The sequence below is a fragment of the Pseudomonas sp. GV085 genome (assembly GCF_003050925.1).
Lineage (GTDB): Bacteria > Pseudomonadota > Gammaproteobacteria > Pseudomonadales > Pseudomonadaceae > Aquipseudomonas.
Genome location: NZ_QAOV01000018.1, coordinates 15,750 through 31,681, shown reverse-complemented (window position 1 = coordinate 31,681; position 15,932 = coordinate 15,750). Strand labels below are relative to the sequence as shown.

At 58.6% G+C, this 15,932-nt stretch carries 11 protein-coding genes and 3 pseudogenes; 10 read left to right on the top strand and 4 right to left on the bottom strand.

The features are described 5' to 3' along the window. Nucleotides 1-145 precede the first annotated feature (145 nt). From C8K63_RS27145 to C8K63_RS27135, 3 genes and pseudogenes are all read left to right on the top strand, one after another. Nucleotides 146-1,294, top strand: a complete 1,149-nt coding sequence (locus tag C8K63_RS27145; protein WP_108219488.1) for an iron-containing alcohol dehydrogenase — start codon at nucleotides 146-148, stop codon at nucleotides 1,292-1,294. A gap of 79 nt (nucleotides 1,295-1,373) precedes the next feature. Beyond that, nucleotides 1,374-2,813 carry a hypothetical protein gene (locus C8K63_RS27140; RefSeq protein ID WP_108219487.1) on the top strand — a complete coding sequence of 480 codons (1,440 nt, stop codon included), beginning with the start codon at nucleotides 1,374-1,376 and terminating at the stop codon, nucleotides 2,811-2,813. 206 nt (nucleotides 2,814-3,019) lie between these two features. After that, nucleotides 3,020-3,193, top strand: a pseudogene (locus tag C8K63_RS27135) (isochorismatase family protein); the annotation flags it as partial. A gap of 15 nt (nucleotides 3,194-3,208) precedes the next feature. Here the strand turns inward: C8K63_RS27135 and C8K63_RS27130 are convergent. Continuing rightward, on the bottom strand, nucleotides 3,209-5,719 hold the full coding sequence (locus C8K63_RS27130; protein WP_108219486.1) for a bifunctional diguanylate cyclase/phosphodiesterase: 2,511 nt from the start codon (nucleotides 5,717-5,719) through the stop codon (nucleotides 3,209-3,211). Nucleotides 5,720-6,174: 455 nt separating this feature from the next. Next, nucleotides 6,175-7,080, bottom strand: a pseudogene (locus C8K63_RS27125) (LysR family transcriptional regulator). 116 nt (nucleotides 7,081-7,196) lie between these two features. Here C8K63_RS27125 and C8K63_RS27120 point away from each other — a divergent pair. The 3 genes from C8K63_RS27120 to puuE all read left to right on the top strand — a co-directional run bounded on the left by C8K63_RS27120 (nucleotide 7,197) and on the right by puuE (nucleotide 10,021). Continuing rightward, a complete protein-coding gene (locus C8K63_RS27120; protein ID WP_108219485.1) occupies nucleotides 7,197-8,039 on the top strand; it encodes a type 1 glutamine amidotransferase domain-containing protein in 843 nt (280 codons plus the stop codon). Nucleotides 8,040-8,252: 213 nt separating this feature from the next. After that, nucleotides 8,253-9,125 (top strand): GNAT family N-acetyltransferase, encoded by an 873-nt coding sequence (locus tag C8K63_RS27115; protein WP_108219484.1) that lies wholly within the window; start codon nucleotides 8,253-8,255, stop codon nucleotides 9,123-9,125. Further along, nucleotides 9,125-10,021, top strand: coding sequence for an allantoinase PuuE (gene puuE, locus C8K63_RS27110; protein WP_108219483.1), 897 nt, complete (start codon nucleotides 9,125-9,127; stop codon nucleotides 10,019-10,021). The genes C8K63_RS27115 and puuE overlap by 1 nt, the downstream gene beginning before the upstream one ends. 124 nt (nucleotides 10,022-10,145) lie before the next feature. Here puuE and C8K63_RS27105 read toward each other — a convergent pair. Continuing rightward, a pseudogene (locus C8K63_RS27105) lies at nucleotides 10,146-10,280 on the bottom strand (MerR family DNA-binding transcriptional regulator); the annotation flags it as partial. 147 nt (nucleotides 10,281-10,427) lie between these two features. Here C8K63_RS27105 and C8K63_RS27100 point away from each other — a divergent pair. Further along, nucleotides 10,428-10,652, top strand: coding sequence for a GDCCVxC domain-containing (seleno)protein (locus tag C8K63_RS27100; RefSeq protein ID WP_108219482.1), 225 nt, complete (start codon nucleotides 10,428-10,430; stop codon nucleotides 10,650-10,652). Between the two features lie 308 nt (nucleotides 10,653-10,960). Here C8K63_RS27100 and C8K63_RS27095 read toward each other — a convergent pair whose 3' ends face one another. Continuing rightward, nucleotides 10,961-11,725: a tetratricopeptide repeat protein gene (locus C8K63_RS27095; protein WP_108219564.1), complete on the bottom strand. Its 765-nt coding sequence runs from the start codon at nucleotides 11,723-11,725 to the stop codon at nucleotides 10,961-10,963. Nucleotides 11,726-12,179: 454 nt separating this feature from the next. On the opposite strand from C8K63_RS27095, the gene C8K63_RS27090 reads away from it, so the two are divergent. The 3 genes from C8K63_RS27090 (at nucleotide 12,180) to tcuB (ending at nucleotide 15,882) form a co-directional block, all read left to right on the top strand. After that, nucleotides 12,180-13,115 (top strand): LysR substrate-binding domain-containing protein, encoded by a 936-nt coding sequence (locus C8K63_RS27090; protein ID WP_108219481.1) that lies wholly within the window; start codon nucleotides 12,180-12,182, stop codon nucleotides 13,113-13,115. A gap of 168 nt (nucleotides 13,116-13,283) precedes the next feature. Then, nucleotides 13,284-14,738, top strand: a complete 1,455-nt coding sequence (gene tcuA / locus C8K63_RS27085; protein WP_108219480.1) for an FAD-dependent tricarballylate dehydrogenase TcuA — start codon at nucleotides 13,284-13,286, stop codon at nucleotides 14,736-14,738. After that, nucleotides 14,725-15,882 (top strand): tricarballylate utilization 4Fe-4S protein TcuB, encoded by a 1,158-nt coding sequence (tcuB, locus tag C8K63_RS27080; protein ID WP_108219479.1) that lies wholly within the window; start codon nucleotides 14,725-14,727, stop codon nucleotides 15,880-15,882. Before tcuA ends, tcuB begins: the two co-directional genes overlap by 14 nt. Nucleotides 15,883-15,932 lie beyond the last annotated feature (50 nt).

Here is a 15,932-nt window from a genome sequence, read left to right as displayed (position 1 = left end):
CAGGATACTGATCGCAACCCCCTGCATTAATCCCGCCTGTTTCCCGCAAAGCCCCGCCGTCCGGGGCTTTGCGCATTCTGGCACGCCATTCGCTATGTCCGGTTGACACGCCCTTGCGCAAACAACAACTACATAGGACGAGCCAATGACTGCCTCAGCGTTCAAAATCGCCAATCGACTGATTACCGGAGAAGCCGCCATCGAGCAGCTATCCGTTGAACTCACCCGCCTGAATATCAACTTTCCGCTCATCGTCACCGATGCGGTGCTGGTCAAGTCCGGCACGGTAGACCTTGCCCTTGCGCAATTGGGAGGTCGGCGTTACGGCGTCTTTGATCAGGTCAAGCCAGAACCCGAGATCGCCATCGTTGAAGACTGCACCCGCGCCTTCCACGAAGGCGGCTATGACGGCCTGATCGGCCTCGGAGGCGGCAGCGCCATTGACATCGCCAAAGGCGTCGCGGCTTTCGCCGGGCATAACGGCCCGCTGGCCGAGTTGTTCGGCGTCGACCTGGTCAAGCAAAAGGGCCCTGCCCTTATCGCCATTCCGACCACCGCCGGCACCGGCTCGGAAGTGACCAGCGTCGCAATCTTTTCCGACAAGCAAGCGCAACTGAAAAAGGGCATCGTCAGCGACTACCTGCTGCCGGATGTCGCCCTGGTCAGCCCGGCCATGACCCTGACCTGTCCGCGCAGCGTCACCGCCGCCAGTGGCGTGGATGCCCTGGTTCACGCCATCGAAGCTTATCTGTCGGTCAATCGCTCGCCGATCACCGACGCACTGGCACTGGGCGCCATCAAATTGATCGCCAAGGCCCTGCCCAAGGCTTATGCCAACCCGGCCGACCTGCAAGCTCGCGAAGACATGGCCACCGGCAGCCTCATGGGCGGCATGGCCTTTGGCAATGCCGGTGTCGGCGCGGTGCATGCGTTGGCCTACCCGTTGGGCGGTCGCTTCAACATCGCCCATGGCGTGAGCAATGCCTTGCTGCTGCCGCACGTGATGCAGTGGAACAAGTTGGCCTGTGTCGAGCGCTTGCGCGATATCGCCGAAGCGATGGGCCTGCGCGTGTCCCACCTGAGCGACCCGCAAGCCGCCGATGCCGCTGTGCAGGCCATGGCCGATCTGTGTGAGGCGGTGGAGATTCCCAAAAGCCTGCGCGCCTTTGATGTTCCTGAGGACGCCATCCCGGCCATGGCCGAAGAGGCCAGCAAGATCGAGCGCCTGATGCGCAACAACCCGCGCCGCCTGAGCGCCGTCGATATCGAAAAAATCTATCGCTCGGCGTTTTGATTGGCGCCCCGCAAACCGTTCAGCGCTCGATGCCCCATCAAGCGCTCACCCTACAAGACCAATAAAACAGGTGCAGCCCATGTCCAGTTCCCCTGAACCACGCTATGAAAGTCCGTACATCGCCCTTGGCCCGTTCAAGGTGCGCTTGCCCTTTATTCACTACAAATTCGAGTTGCCGGACTACCTGCAAGGTTTGCTGATGTGCGCAGTCGATCTGGCGGCGATCCCGCTGATGACCGAATTGCTCGGAATGCCATTCGAAGTGGCACTGGCGGTGGTCATGCTCAACGGCTTGCTGTACCTCACCCATCACTTGCTCGGCGACCCGACCGTACCGGGCTGGATCACCCCGGCGGTGCCGCTGTTGATGGCCTATTGCGCAACCTTTCCGGTGGGCCCGGAACGTGTCCATGCCTTGATTGCGTTTCAATTGATGCTCGGCGTGTTCTCCATTGCGCTGGGGGCCACGGGGATGGCGAAACGGGTGTTCACCTACATACCGGCGGCCATGAAATCCGGGATCATCGTCGGCGCGGGCCTGAGTGCCGTGATCGCGGTGTTTCAGGTGGGTGGCAAGTTTGACGCGTTCCCATGGACGATCTCCATCGCGGTGGGCCTGGCGTTCTACCTGATTTTTTCCCAGCACTTCCAGGTACTCAAGCAGAAGAACGCGTTCTGGTGGAATTTCGCCAAGCTCGGCATCCTGCCGATTGTCCTGCTGGCGGTGGTCATCGCTCCGTTGTTCAACGAGGCGCCGTGGCCGACCATTCAATGGGGCATCAGCCAGCCGGACTTCATTGGTTTGTGGACCCACTACACGGTGTTCGGTCTCGGCATGCCGCCTTTGTCGATGTTCATCTCGGCAATTCCAACGGTGCTGGCGGTGTACATCATCGTGTTCGGCGACGTGCTCAGCGCCAAGGTACTGCTGGACGAAGCTGAACAGATCCGCACCGACCAGAAGATCGACTACAACCCGGACCGCGCACACCTGATCTTCGGCGCACGCAACGCCTTCATGAGCATCTTCGGCCCCGACGTCGCCATGTGCGGACCGAAGTGGGCAGCCATGCTGGTGGTGATCATCGAACGTTTCAAGGGTGGGCCGAAGGCAATGGGTTCGATCATTGGCGGTGTCGGCTCATTCCGCTGGGGGACCAATACCGGGCTGCTGCTGTTGCCAGTGGTAACCCTGGTTCAACCGATTCTTGGCGTCGCGCTGTCCCTGACCCTGCTGATCCAGGGTTATGTCAGCGTGCGTCTGGGCATCCTGGAAGCGCGAAGCCAGCGTGACCTGGGTATCGCCGGGGTGATCGGTGCGGTGCTGGCAATCAAGGGCGCGAGCTGGGCGTTCGCTATCGGCGTGGTGTTGTGCTTGCTGATCTACGGCAAGAACTTTTTCCGTGGCGAAAACGACAGGACCTTTGCCCGTGACCTGAACACGCCGCAGACTTCGCCCGAGACGCCATTGAAACCGGCCACGGTTCAACGTGTGGCCGAGACGGCGGCAGTCGAATAAGGCTTCGATCTTCGTTCATGGCGCGCGGCGTAGTGCCGGCGCCATGAACAGGGTCCGCATTTACCACAAATAGCCAAACTTGACGGGCGCCACCCTTGAACGAACCAAGCTAAGCCACTTCCACGAAGTCTTGGCGCAGACGCTGCGAGCTGACGCCCTGAGGGCGAAAAAATCGCCGCAGTGCTACGAGCTCATAGCCTGAGATGTTGTTTATCGTCAACGCCATGGACGATGAGAACTTCGCCTCGGCGGTCAAGGCTACGGGGCGCAAGAAACTGATCATCGCCGGGGTCACCAATGACGTCTGCACGGTCTATCCGGCGCTGAGCCTGGTGCGCGATGGTTATGAAGTACAGGTGGTTGCTGATGGCGGCGGTTCCCAGGCACCTGCGAAGTTATGGCGATTTAGTCTTGGTCCGTGGGAAATCAGTGCTCGCCATTAATCTTTCGTGAACATACGCCTCAAACTGTTCGGCTGGCAGTGGCGGGGAAAACAGGAAGCCCTGGTAGGTCTGGCAGCCATGCTTGACCAGAAAGGTGCGCTGAGCTTCTGTCTCCACACCTTCTGCAATCACCGAAAGCCCCAATATCTGGCTCAGGCTCACAATCGCGCAGGCGATGGCGGCGTCGTTGGGATCAACCAGCACATCTCTGATGAAGGACTGGTCGATCTTGAGTTGATCCAGCGGAAGGCTCTTCAGGTATGACAGTGACGAGTAGCCGGTTCCGAAATCATCCAGCGAAAGGCCTATGCCGATCTCTTTCAACTCGATCATTTTGGCGACAGTACCTTCCATATCCTCTATCAGCAGGCCTTCGGTCAGTTCCAGTTTCAATTTCTTCGGATCGGCCCCCGTGTATCTCAGTACTTGCAGTACCTCCTCGACGAAGTCCGGATGGTGAAACTGGCGGGCGCTGACATTCACAGCCATACCCAGTCGGGCGGTTTCCGAATGCTTTGCCCAGGCAACCAGCTGAGTGCAGGCTGCCTGCAGCGCCCAACGGCCTAACGGCAGAATCAACCCCGATTCCTCTGCCAATGGAATGAACTCGCCTGGAAACACGACTCCGCGCTCAGGATTCTGCCATCTCATCAGTGCCTCTGCGCCAATGATACGGCCCTCACTATTCACCTGCGGCTGGTAATGAAGAAGGAATTCGTTGTCCTGCAAGCCTTGGCGCAAGTCTACTTCCAGTCTGGCGCGTGCCATGGCAACCGCCTGCATTTGCGGATCGAAGAAGCGCATGGTATTGCGGCCCGCCGCCTTGGCGCGATACATCGCCAGGTCAGCGCGCTTCATAATATCGTCCACTGTGCTCAGCTGCCCCTGGAACAGCGCAATGCCGAGGCTGGGGGTGCTGTGGTGCTCATATCCATCCAACTGGTAGGAAATGTTCAGAGAGTTGAGAATCTTTTCGCCAATAGCCTTGGCCTGGATAGCTGCTCCTGGAGGATTCTCATTAAGGCCATCCAGCAGGACGACGAATTCGTCTCCGCCCAGGCGAGCCACGGTGTCGCTCTCGCGTATGCAGCCGCAAAGGCGCAGAGCAACTTGCTGCAGCAACATGTCGCCTCTGTCATGCCCCAGCGTGTCGTTCAGTGCCTTGAAGTTATCCAGGTCAATGAGAATTATCGCGTTCGTATGCAGGCTACGGGAGCTGCCCGCCAGCAGATGCTGTAACCGGTCCAACATGAGCCGCCTGTTGGGCAGCCCGGTCAACTGATCGTAGAAGGCCAAACGCTGGACCTCTTGCTCAGCGGTCTTACGGTGGGTGATGTCAGTATTGATCGACAGAACGGATTGCGGCTGGCCATCATCGTCTCGCACCAGGGTTCGATGACTTTCGAGCGTGATGATGCAGCCATCCCGGCGTCGAAGTGTAACTTCGTCCGCCCAGTCACCCGTTTCTATCAGGCTGTTAGTGGCCGCATTGAAAGCGGCGCTACCCTGGTAGATCAACTCCTGTGCCGATTTACCGAGTGCCTCTTCCTTTGACAGACCGTAGAGACGCTCGGCACTTTTGTTCCAGTACAGGATGCGGTTATCCATCCCGTGAACGACAATGGCGTCCTGGGCCTTGTCCAGCAGCGATGCTTGCTGGCGGGCCTGCTTCTCGCTTTCGCGCAGCACTGCCAGATAACCTTCCCTTTCGGCTGCTTGCGACTCCATTTCGCGCCTGATCTTGCCCCCGTAGATAACGGCCGCACTGACCATCAGTAGCACGAACACCATGATCGCGTATTCGACCCGGCGCAGTTCTTCGACCGACTCAAGCTCCTCCTCCAGGAGCCTGCTTTGAATCAGGCCAACGCGATCCCGCACGGTACTGAGTGAGGCGAGCAACAGGGCATACTTCCTGTCCATCGTTGCCATGCGTTTGCCGGCATTATCCGACTGCCCCTCCCTGAAGTAGGAAAAGATCAGCAAGGCCTCGTTCACCATTTCGACCATCGCGGCATCAATTGCACCCACCTCATCCTTCAATGCAAGGGTAAAGGCTTGTATATCAGCACTGTGTTCAGCGTCATTGGCGATCCGTACTTCCAACTGTTTTTTGGCCATTGCCAAATGCTCGCTGAAGGCGCGCAAGGCTTCATTCATGTTCCGCGATTCGGCTTCAACATCATGTGTATCGAACACATTATTGCCCGGCGCATTGACTTTGGAAGCCAGGCTGCCCAGCGTTGAATAGCTCGACAGCTGTTGGACCCACGACTGGTTTGCCGTGATGGAGCGGTGATAGGTATCGACGATCAGGTGATTCAATAGCACGCTCAGCACAACAACCAGCACGTCGAATCCCGCAAGAAAAAAGTACATGCGGTGCCATTTGGTCGAGCGCGGCTTATTTGAACGGGTGGGTATGGCTTGCTTTGCGGTGCTTTTATTCCTGAAAAAATCCATTTCACAATCTCCAAACATAATCCTTCTAAATTGACCAATAGAAGCGGTATTCGGAAACCAATCAACCTTTTGTGCCCACACCTGAACCTGAGAACACACCGCACGTAGCATTAGCCAAATTTTTTCTCTGCTCTGGATTCACGCTGGTTTTCGTGAGCGAAGCTCCCGAGACAAGCAAAAGCTACCGAAGCTATACGTCTTAAGTGTCACGCCAACCAACGATGGGTGACATAGGGCACGTTGCGGGTCATTTCCGCGCAGCCTGCCGGACTGCCTGATCAGTTTCGACAGCAGACCAAGCATAGCCACTAATTTGCGATTATTCTGTTCGCCGACTGTTCCAGGTCGGTAGCAGCCCTTGATGGTCGGCAGCTTTCCATAGTGTTTTTCAGCACGCACACAACCGGACCAAGAAGTTCGATCGCTCACCCTCTTGGGTGTCTGGATGATGAAGCTCAGGACTGAGTCCTGGCTAAAATGAAGTCGATCAGCGCTCTGGATGCGGCTGACAACTGCCGGTGAGGCGGATAGATAATCGAGAATGGCCTGCTGCGCCCACTCAACTGCACAAGGACCTCTACCAACTCTCCGCGCAACACCTTGTCGCGGATGATGAAGTCATAGGTCTGGCAGATTCCCAGACCGCTTTGTGCCAGTGAAACGATTCCGAGGACATCATCCGACACCACTACATTGGCGTGCGGTACCCACTCCAGGTTTTCCCCGTCAAGACAAAACAACCAAGGCCCGATCTTGCCACTGCTGGGCATGATGAACGGCAAGCAAGCGTGTTCGCTCAACATCTCCAGTGTCGCTGGGACACCGGCGCGAGCCAGGTACTCGGGGGAGGCAACCAGAGACAATCGAGCATCTTCCAGCTTGCGTCCGACCAAGCCACTGTCAGGCAAATGTCCCAAACGAATCGCCAGATCATAGCCCTCGGCAATCAGGTCAACGTTTCGATTGGTGATGCTCAGCTCCACCTAGACAGCAGGATACTGCCGGGTAAATGCGCTGAGCAGCGGTGGCAGACGGTGATGCCCATAGGTTGTCGGTACGCTCATGCGCACGCGTCCACTCAACTCGCCTTCTTGGCCTCGAATGGTTCGCTCCGCCTCTTCGATCTGTGTAAACGCCAGACGGGTCTGTTCCAGGTACAACCTGCCGGCGTCTGTGAGGCTTAGCCTGCGGGTGGTACGTCGCAACAGTTGTACGCCAAGGCGCGACTCAAGCCTGGTCAACGCGCGGCTGAGCACTGAAGGTGTGGTCGCCAGCGCGACGGCCGCAGCGCTGACAGTGCCCTGCTCCACTACCCGTATAAAGGCCTCCACATCGCCGAGATGGTCGAATCTACGCGCCATTATTGCTTCCTAGGTCCAAATGAATTCCATTGGCGATAGTTTATCGCCATATCACACATCAATAGAGTATCCAGGCAGGAGCGGCAACCGGTCGCCCGATTAATTCTGGACACGACATGAAGACACTGACCCGTATTGCCCTGACCACAGCATTGCTCGGTACCAGCCTGACAGCGAGCGCCAGCAATGTGCTTGTGGTGCTTTCCGATTCGGCGACACTCGATTTGAAGGATGGCAAGGTCTTCGCGACAGGGTTCTACCTGAACGAGCTGTTGCAACCGGTGAAGATGCTGCTCGACGCTGGCCACTCCATCACCTTCGCGACCCCGAATGGCAGGGTCCCGACCGTGGACAAGACGTCTATCGACAAAATGTACTTCAACAACGATGAGGTCGTGCTTGAGACCTACAAGCATCTGCTCGACCAATTGAAACTCACTGTGCCGGATCAATCACCGGTCATCAGCCTCGCCCGGGTGGAACAGATCGGCTATGCGCATTTCGATGCAGTCTACATTCCTGGTGGCCATGCGCCGATGCAGGATCTGCTGCACAGCCGTTCGCTGGGTCGCTTGCTGATGGACTTCCATGCTCAAGGCAAGACCACTGCCCTCGTCTGCCATGGCCCAATCGCCCTGCTGTCGACCTTGCCTGATGCGCAGGACTTCACCCGCCAACTCCAGACCGCAAAACCGGTGAACGCCAGCGCCGACTGGATCTATGCGGGCTACAAGATGACCGTTATCAGCAACAAGGAAGAGGAAGCAGCCAAAGGCCTGCTCAACGGTGGGGAGATGAAGTTCTACCCGCAAACCGCGCTTGAGAAAGCCGGTGGGGTGTACAGCAGCAACACGGAAAACTGGACGCCCTATGTCGTCGTCGATCGCGAGTTGATCACCGGCCAAAATCCTGCCTCGGCCACCGAGGTCGGCAAGGTATTGCTCGGCCGATTGAAATAAAACGCCCGCTGCGAATGCGTAATACGACAACGCCCGACACTCCTACGGGGAGCTCGGGTGGCCGGGCCTCGCGCTCAGGACAGTTCAATGGCAATGAACATGTGCTGCAGATGACATGACGACCTGGATCAATACTCGGGTTGAAGCTATACCGAAAGGGTTCAGAGCGGGGATGGACCACACGCTCGATTAGCGACTGAGGAGAACTTCGCGGTGTCGAATCAGCTGGTCATACGCAACATGACCCGTCCCGAACTGGACGAGCTCGTCGATTGGGCTGCCCGTGAGGGTTGGAATCCCGGCCTTCACGATGCCGAGCTGTTCTGGGCTACGGACCCTGCCGCCTTCATCGCGGCGTACCAGGGCGGCGAATTGATCGGCGGCGGTGCCATCACCTCTTACAATGGCGAATTCGGTTTCATGGGCTTTTTTATCGTCCGGCCTGAATATCGCGGTCAAGGTCTGGGCAATACCCTCTGGCACGCACGCCGCGAGCGACTCCTCGCCCGCCTGCGCCCAGGCGCGAGCATCGGCATGGACGGCGTCTTCGCGATGCAGGACTACTACGCCAAGGGCGGTTTCGTCTTCTCCCATCGCAACATGCGTTTTCGTGCCGATCTCACCGAACGCCCGGCGACCTCGCAGGTAGACGGCCAGGACATCGTCCCGTTGGCCACCTTCCCGTTCGATCAGGTTGTCGATTACGACCGCACCTGCTTCCCCGCCGCACGCACAAGCTTCCTGAGCGGGTGGATAGCCCAGGCGGATGCACTCGCCGTGGGTTGCCGGCGCGAGGGCGGGCTAAGCGGCTATGGCGTAGTAAGGCGCTGCCGGGAAGGCTACAAGATCGGCCCCTTGTTCGCCGATGACGCCCTGGCAGCCAATGCCCTCTACGCACGCCTGGCGGAATTTGCCGAGGGTGGTCCGCTGTTTCTCGATGTCCCGGAGAATAACCCCGCCGCGATGGCGCTCGTGCACCAACAGGGCATGATCGAGGTCTTCGGCTGCGCACGCATGTACCTCGGCCCTCCTCCGGCGATCGCGCACGAACGTGTGTTCGGCGTCACGACCTTCGAGCTGGGCTGATGTCCGCTCGCGACCTCATCGGTTATGGCGGCTGCCCGCCCCACCCGCGATGGCCCGGTGAGGCGCGCGTCGCGGTCCAGTTCGTCCTCAACATTGAAGAGGGCGCGGAGTCCTGCATCTTCAATGGCGATGCACAGTCGGAGGCCTGGCTTCACGAGCTTGCGGGCCGCCCGCCGCGTGTGGGGGAACCGGACTTGAGCGTCGAGGGCATGTACGAATACGGATCGCGCGCAGGTGTGTGGCGGATTCTGGAGCTGTTCAGCGCCCGAGGCCTGCCGCTGACCGCCTTCGCCGTCGGCCGGGCGCTGGAACTCACCCCGGCTATCGGCCATGCGCTCTGTGCTGCCGGGCATGAGATTGCCGGGCATGGCTACCGTTGGCTGGACTATCGCGACATGCCTGAAGACCAGGAGCGGCGCCATATCCGCCTCACCCTCGACGTGATCGAGCAGATCTGCGGTAAACGCCCCACAGGTTGGTACACAGGAAGGGTCAGCCAGAACACCCGCCGCCTGTTGCGTGAAGAAGGCGGGTTTCTCTATAGCTCGGACGCCTACAACGATGATCTGCCCTATTGGCTCCCAGGCTCGCCCGCCCACCTGGTGATCCCTTACACACTGGTCAACAACGACGCCCGCTATCTGCTGCCTAATGGTTTCGCCTGCGGTGAAGACTTCTTCCTGCTGCTCAAGGATGCTTTCGACCTGCTGTGGCAAGAGGGCGCGCAACACCCGAAGATGATGAGCGTCGGCCTGCATGGGCGGATCAGTGGCCATCCTGGTCGTGCGATGGCGCTGGCGCGCTTTCTCGATTACGTGCAAGGCCACGACGCGGTGTGGGTCTGCCGGCGCGAGGAGATTGCCAGGCACTGGATTGCCCGATTCCCGCCTGAGTGATAATGACCCTGAGAGCGAAGCATGGGGGCTTGAGCTTTCCCCCCAGGGCAAGGAATAAGCTACGTTTTAGCGTGAATCCCGGCGCCTGCACCCTCTTGATGAAACGCAACCGTTTGAGCTGCTACGGTAGATAGCATCGATAACCGCTGAGCGGCTTTGGCGGCTCATCCAGCAAGCCACGTCGCTGGTAATAGCGAATAGTCTCGATGTTCACCCCGGCAGTCTCCGCCGACTTGCCGATACTCAGCCCTGTCGCCATCACACGCCCCTTGATTCTGTACTCAGGTACGGAGTGTAAAGTGACCCTGGGTTAGAACGGTTCAATGGAGAACACGACGGCTCCGGCACCAGCGGAAACCGACGACGAAGGCGGGTTATCCCTCCACCATTCACAAGTGAGGCAACCATGAGCGCCGTCATCCTCGAGTCCGTGTTGACCTGCCCGCATTGCGGTTTCGCCAGGCAGGAAGTCATGCCCACAGATGCCTGTCAGTTCTTCTACGAGTGTGGCAGTTGCAAAACCCTGCTACGCCCGACCCCCGGTGACTGCTGTGTGTTCTGTTCGTTTGGCACGGTGAAGTGCCCGCCGATTCAGGAGCAGCGCGGATGCTGTGGTACGGGCTTGACCTGAGTTCATTCGGTTTATCAGACGCCCCTGACGCGCCTCAAACCGTGGTTATGGGAGGTCAGTGTCATGTGGAATCACTCTCTGTTGCTCGTGGTGATCTACCTGACTATCACCCTCAGCATCGGCTGGTTGTATACCATTGCGCTACTGTATTGGCTTTGATCCAATTGATGACGATCGGTCAGTGCGCATTTGGTACCGTTTTCGGCAGGTAGCTTTGTCCCGATCACAGTCGTTGGGCTATGGCTGCAATGGGTTGTGCAGCCCTTCGCGACGATCAGCCCCCTAGCCAGAAGTGGCCACTCAGAAACTCAACCGCGCACCAGATAGGCTCCTGACGGAACCCGATATCGCAGTTTCTTGCATTTGCCGGGTGCGGGCTGATGCCCCGGCGGACGATCAGGAAACCAGATTCGGCATTTACCCGGAGGCGGCATATGGCCGCGGGGGATCTCAACCTCAGCGTACGCCCGCTCTGGCTCGACATTAGCCATTTGCAATTTTCCTTCGGGCCCGGCTCTTCCGGCCATCGGCGCATCCGAAACCCGATCTGTCTCTGCGCTAGCGTAGTTGCCTACGTCACGCTCAGTGACCGGAATGGATTGTTCAGCAACGGCCTTTTCTGCTTCGCGGCGCCTTTGGGTCTCCTCTTCCAGCCCCTTTTGTACTGCGACCAGATCCTCTTTGGCATTGGGTGGGGTACCCGAAGATTGGGCCTGCTGCGCCGCCTGGATCAATTGGAAGTTGCGGTTGCGCAACTCGACGTTGCGACCAACCCGCATGTTCGAGCGCGCCGCCAGGGTTTCCGCCTGCTGGTACTGCCCCTGCTGAAGACGCAACACACCGAGGTAATGCAGCGTCGCGGGATTGTTCGGCTGGATATGCAGAGCGCGCTCCAGCGTGGCGGCGGCCTGGTCCAGTTGGCCATTTTCATACTGCCGCGAGGCAGTTTCGATCAGGGTGGTCGATGCGCTGTTGCTTTGCGCGGGCACGCTTCGCTCGGCAGCGACCGAACAAAACGACGCGACGGCGCAGAACGCCAGGATGAGACCCGGCAGAAAACGCTTGGTTGGCATCAGTGGCGGACGCTGGCATGCCAGCGAAGGCGGCCTTGAATTGTGCATCGATCTTTCGGGCCTCTTCGCTGGCAAGCCAGCTCCTACAGTAAAACAGACCACAGCGCTGTTCGGCATCTGCGATACAGGGCCCCAATTGACCTGGCCAATACCCTGAAGTTTCTGCTGCAACGGCCGTTGCAACCAGTATCATTTTTACCACCCCCAACATCTAAGCATGATCTGTTACTGCACTTCACGCAGGGCAGAAAACGGCCAGGAGCAATGGGATGAAATACAGGATCAGTGGCCACAGTCTCGATGACAGCTTCGGGTCAACTGCTACCAGTCCTCGACAAAGCGCACGCGCTCAACGGTCAACCCAAACCTGCGACAATGCTGCCTCTTCGGGCTTCGTAACTTGCGTGGCAGACGTTCAGGTATTTGAATAACAAATTCGCGGGGAGCAGCCACATTGGAATTGAGACAACTGCGTTATTTCGTAAAAATCATCGAGCTTGGCAGCCTGGGGCGTGCGGCACTTGAACTGGACGTTGGTGTGTCAGCCCTCAGTCAGCAAATCTCCAAGCTGGAAAGCGAACTGTGCACCCGCCTCCTGAATCGAACCTCCACCGGTGTGACGCCCACTGGCGCCGGACTTGCGTTTTTACACCATGCCCAATTGACGCTACGCCAGGCGGAAAACGCAATCATGGCCGCCCATCGCGGGCGAATGAGCGGTTATGTCAGCGTCGGCTTACCACCGACTACCGCGACAGTGCTCGCGTTGCCGTTGATCAGCGCAATGCGTGCGCGTTATCCGGACATACAACTGCATTTGGTGGAAATGCTTTCCGGCCACTTGGCGGCGCAGCTCAACGCACGGCAAATTGACTTGGCCATCCTGTTCCAGCTCGAAGGGGGTAAACGCTGGAGCGTGACTCCGCTGCTGGATGAAAAGCTGTTTGTCATTGCCTCGCCCAGCCTGCCTCAAGCGCCTTCTGGTGACAGCGTGCAGTTAGCCGACCTCGGCGGCCTGCCGCTGGTAATGCCCAGTGCGCAACATGGACTGCGCTCGGCATTGATGAGCGCGTTCGAGCGGGTCGGGCTAACACCCAATGTCATTATGGAAGTCGACGGTCTCGCTGTTTTGATGAACGCCGTTCGGGCCGGTCATGCGGCGACGATACAACCGGGGGCGGCCGCTGCATTGAAAGACGGGTCCGGACTTTCACTGATCAGGATTGCCGATCCCCATGTTGGCCGGCGTAATCTTCTGGCGACGCTGGCTGACGACGAACTCTCTCCGGCGGCGCTGGCAACGCGGTTGGTCATCGTCGATGTGGCGCGACAGTTGGTCGTCGACAAACAGTGGCCTGGAGCTACGTGGATAGAAGGGGTAGACGCGTAATCCTCGTTCAACCCCGGACACATAAATCTCTCCTGACGACAAAGCCTTTAGAAAAACTAAACACCCCGCGTCAAAAGCAGCCTTTCGGCCACTCCTTCCCCACCCTATCGTTCTCCCCACTCGCAAGGAGCACTTCGTTCCCGCTTCCTTGCAAATCGAGGAGCGATAATGATCGATGTCTTAATCATAGGGGGTGGCAACGCTGCCTTGTGCGCCGCTCTGATGGCGCGAGAAGCGGGCGCCAGCGTGATGCTGCTGGAAGCCTCTGCGAAAATCTGGCGCGGTGGCAACTCCCAACACACCCGTAACCTGCGGTGCATGCACGACGAACCGCAGGACGTGCTGATCGATGCCTATCCGGAAGAAGAATACTGGCAAGACCTGTTGAAGGTCACCGGTGGCCTCACGGATGAAAAGCTTGCACGCATTGCAATTCGGGCATCGTCTTCTTGCCGCGATTGGATGCGTTCACACGGCGTGCATTTTCAGCCACCGCTGTCCGGCGCGCTGCACGTGGCGCGGACCAATGCATTTTTTATGGGCGGCGGCAAAGCGCTGGTCAATGCGTATTTCCGCAGCGCCGAGCGCCTGGGTGTAAAAGTTCGCTACAACACGCAAGTGACCGACATCGAGTTGGATGAGGGGAAATTCGTCGCCGCCCATGTGGGCGAACATGAGGTCGATGGTCAGCGTTTCGCCGCAGAACGCATTGAAGCCCGGGCCTGCGTGTTGGCGGCCGGCGGCTTCGAATCCAACCGTGAATGGCTGCGCGAAGCCTGGGGTCAGAACGAACGCGGTGAATGGCCATCGGACAATTTCCTGATCCGGGGCACCCGATTCAACACCGGTATTTTGCTACGGCGCATGCTCGACCTTGGCGCAGATGTGATCGGCGATCCGACGCAAGCACACATGGTCGCGATTGATGCCCGCGCGCCACTCTACGACGGCGGCATCTGCACCCGAATCGACTGCGTATCGCTGGGTGTGGTGGTCAATCGTGATGGCGAACGCTTCTACGACGAAGGCGAGGATTTCTGGCCAAAACGTTATGCGATCTGGGGGCGTCTGGTGGCCGGACAACCCGGTCAGCAGGCGTATTCGATCATCGATCAACAAGCCATCGGCTGCTTCATGCCGCCGGTCTTTCCCGGAACCACCGCCAATACTCTGCAAGACCTTGCCCGCCAGTTGAAGCTGCCTCAAGAAAAATTCGTCAAGACGGTCGAGGACTACAACAGCGCCTGCCGCGTTGGCACGTTCGATCACACGGCGTTGGACGACTGCCACACCCAAGGACTGATGCCCGCCAAAACCCATTGGGCGCGGCCATTGGTGAAACCACCTTTCTACGCCTACCCGCTTAAACCGGGTGTCACGTTCACCTACCTCGGCCTCGCCACCGACGAAACCGCTGCCGTGCATTTCAACGGCAAAGCGAGCCCCAACCTGTTCGTCGCGGGAGAAATGATGGCCGGCAATGTTCTGGGCAAGGGCTACACCGCCGGCATCGGCATGGCCATCGGTACCGCGTTTGGCCGCATCGCCGGTGTGCAGGCGGCCGCTTCGGTGGGCTATGGCGTTTCATTTGCAAACACGGAGTCTCGACATGCAACTGTTTGATCCCCAAGCGTCGGGCGGGTTGATCCCGGTGTTGAATCTTGACGAAAGTGAAGTCCAGCGGCAGATGACCATCTGCAATGCCTGCCGTTATTGCGAAGGCTTTTGCGCGGTATTTCCGGCGATGACCCGGCGCCTGGAATTCACTCAGGCCGACATCCATTACCTGGCGAACTTGTGCCATAACTGCGGCGCGTGCCTGCACGCCTGTCAGTACGCCGCCCCACACGAATTCGACGTCAACATACCCAAAGCCATGGCCAAAGTGCGCCTGGATACTTACGCCGAATACGCCTGGCCGCAAGTGATGGGCAGGTTGTATCAGCGCAACGGCCTGACCCTGGCGCTGGCTTCCGGTGGGGGACTGGCCTTGTTTTTATGCCTGACCCTGATGCTCATGGGCAACCTGTTCACGGCCATTCCCGGTGGCAACTTCTACAAGATTTTCCCGCATAACACCCTGGCGCTGATGTTCGGCTCAGTGTTCGGCTTTGCGGTACTTGCCCTGACCATGGGTATACGGCGCTTCTGGCGCAATGTTTCACCGGTCGCAGCGCCACTGCCGCTGAAAACGTCTGCTGCATTGGAGGCTACGGCCAACGTCGCGAAGCTCAAATACCTGGACGGCGGCCATGGCGAAGGCTGCAACAACGCCGACGATCAATTCACCTTGTGGCGACGCCGATTCCACCACCTCACCTTCTACGGCTTCATGCTGTGCTTCGCCGCCACCGGTGTCGCCACGCTCTTTCACTACCTGCTGAAGTGGTCGGCGCCTTATCCGATCTTCAGCTTGCCGGTGATGTTGGGTATTGCCGGTGGCATCGGCCTGCTGATCGGCCCGGCGGGTCTTCTTTGGCTGAACCTGCGTCGCAATCCTGCGCACGGCGATGAGAACCAAAAACCCATGGATCGCGGCTTCATCGCGCTGCTGTTTCTGGTCAGCGCAAGCGGCCTGGCGCTACTGGCTTTGCGTGAAACCAACGCCTTGGGCTTGATGTTGGCTATCCATCTCGGCCTGGTCATGGCGTTTTTCTTGACCATGCCCTACAGCAAATTCGCCCATGGAATATTCCGCAGCGCAGCGCTGCTCAAACACGCCATCGAGAAGCGTCAACCCAACCCGATCAACGCCGGAAGCGACTGACGGTTAAAGCACTCATTCCAAAAACAATAGCGAGCATAACGGTAGCCATA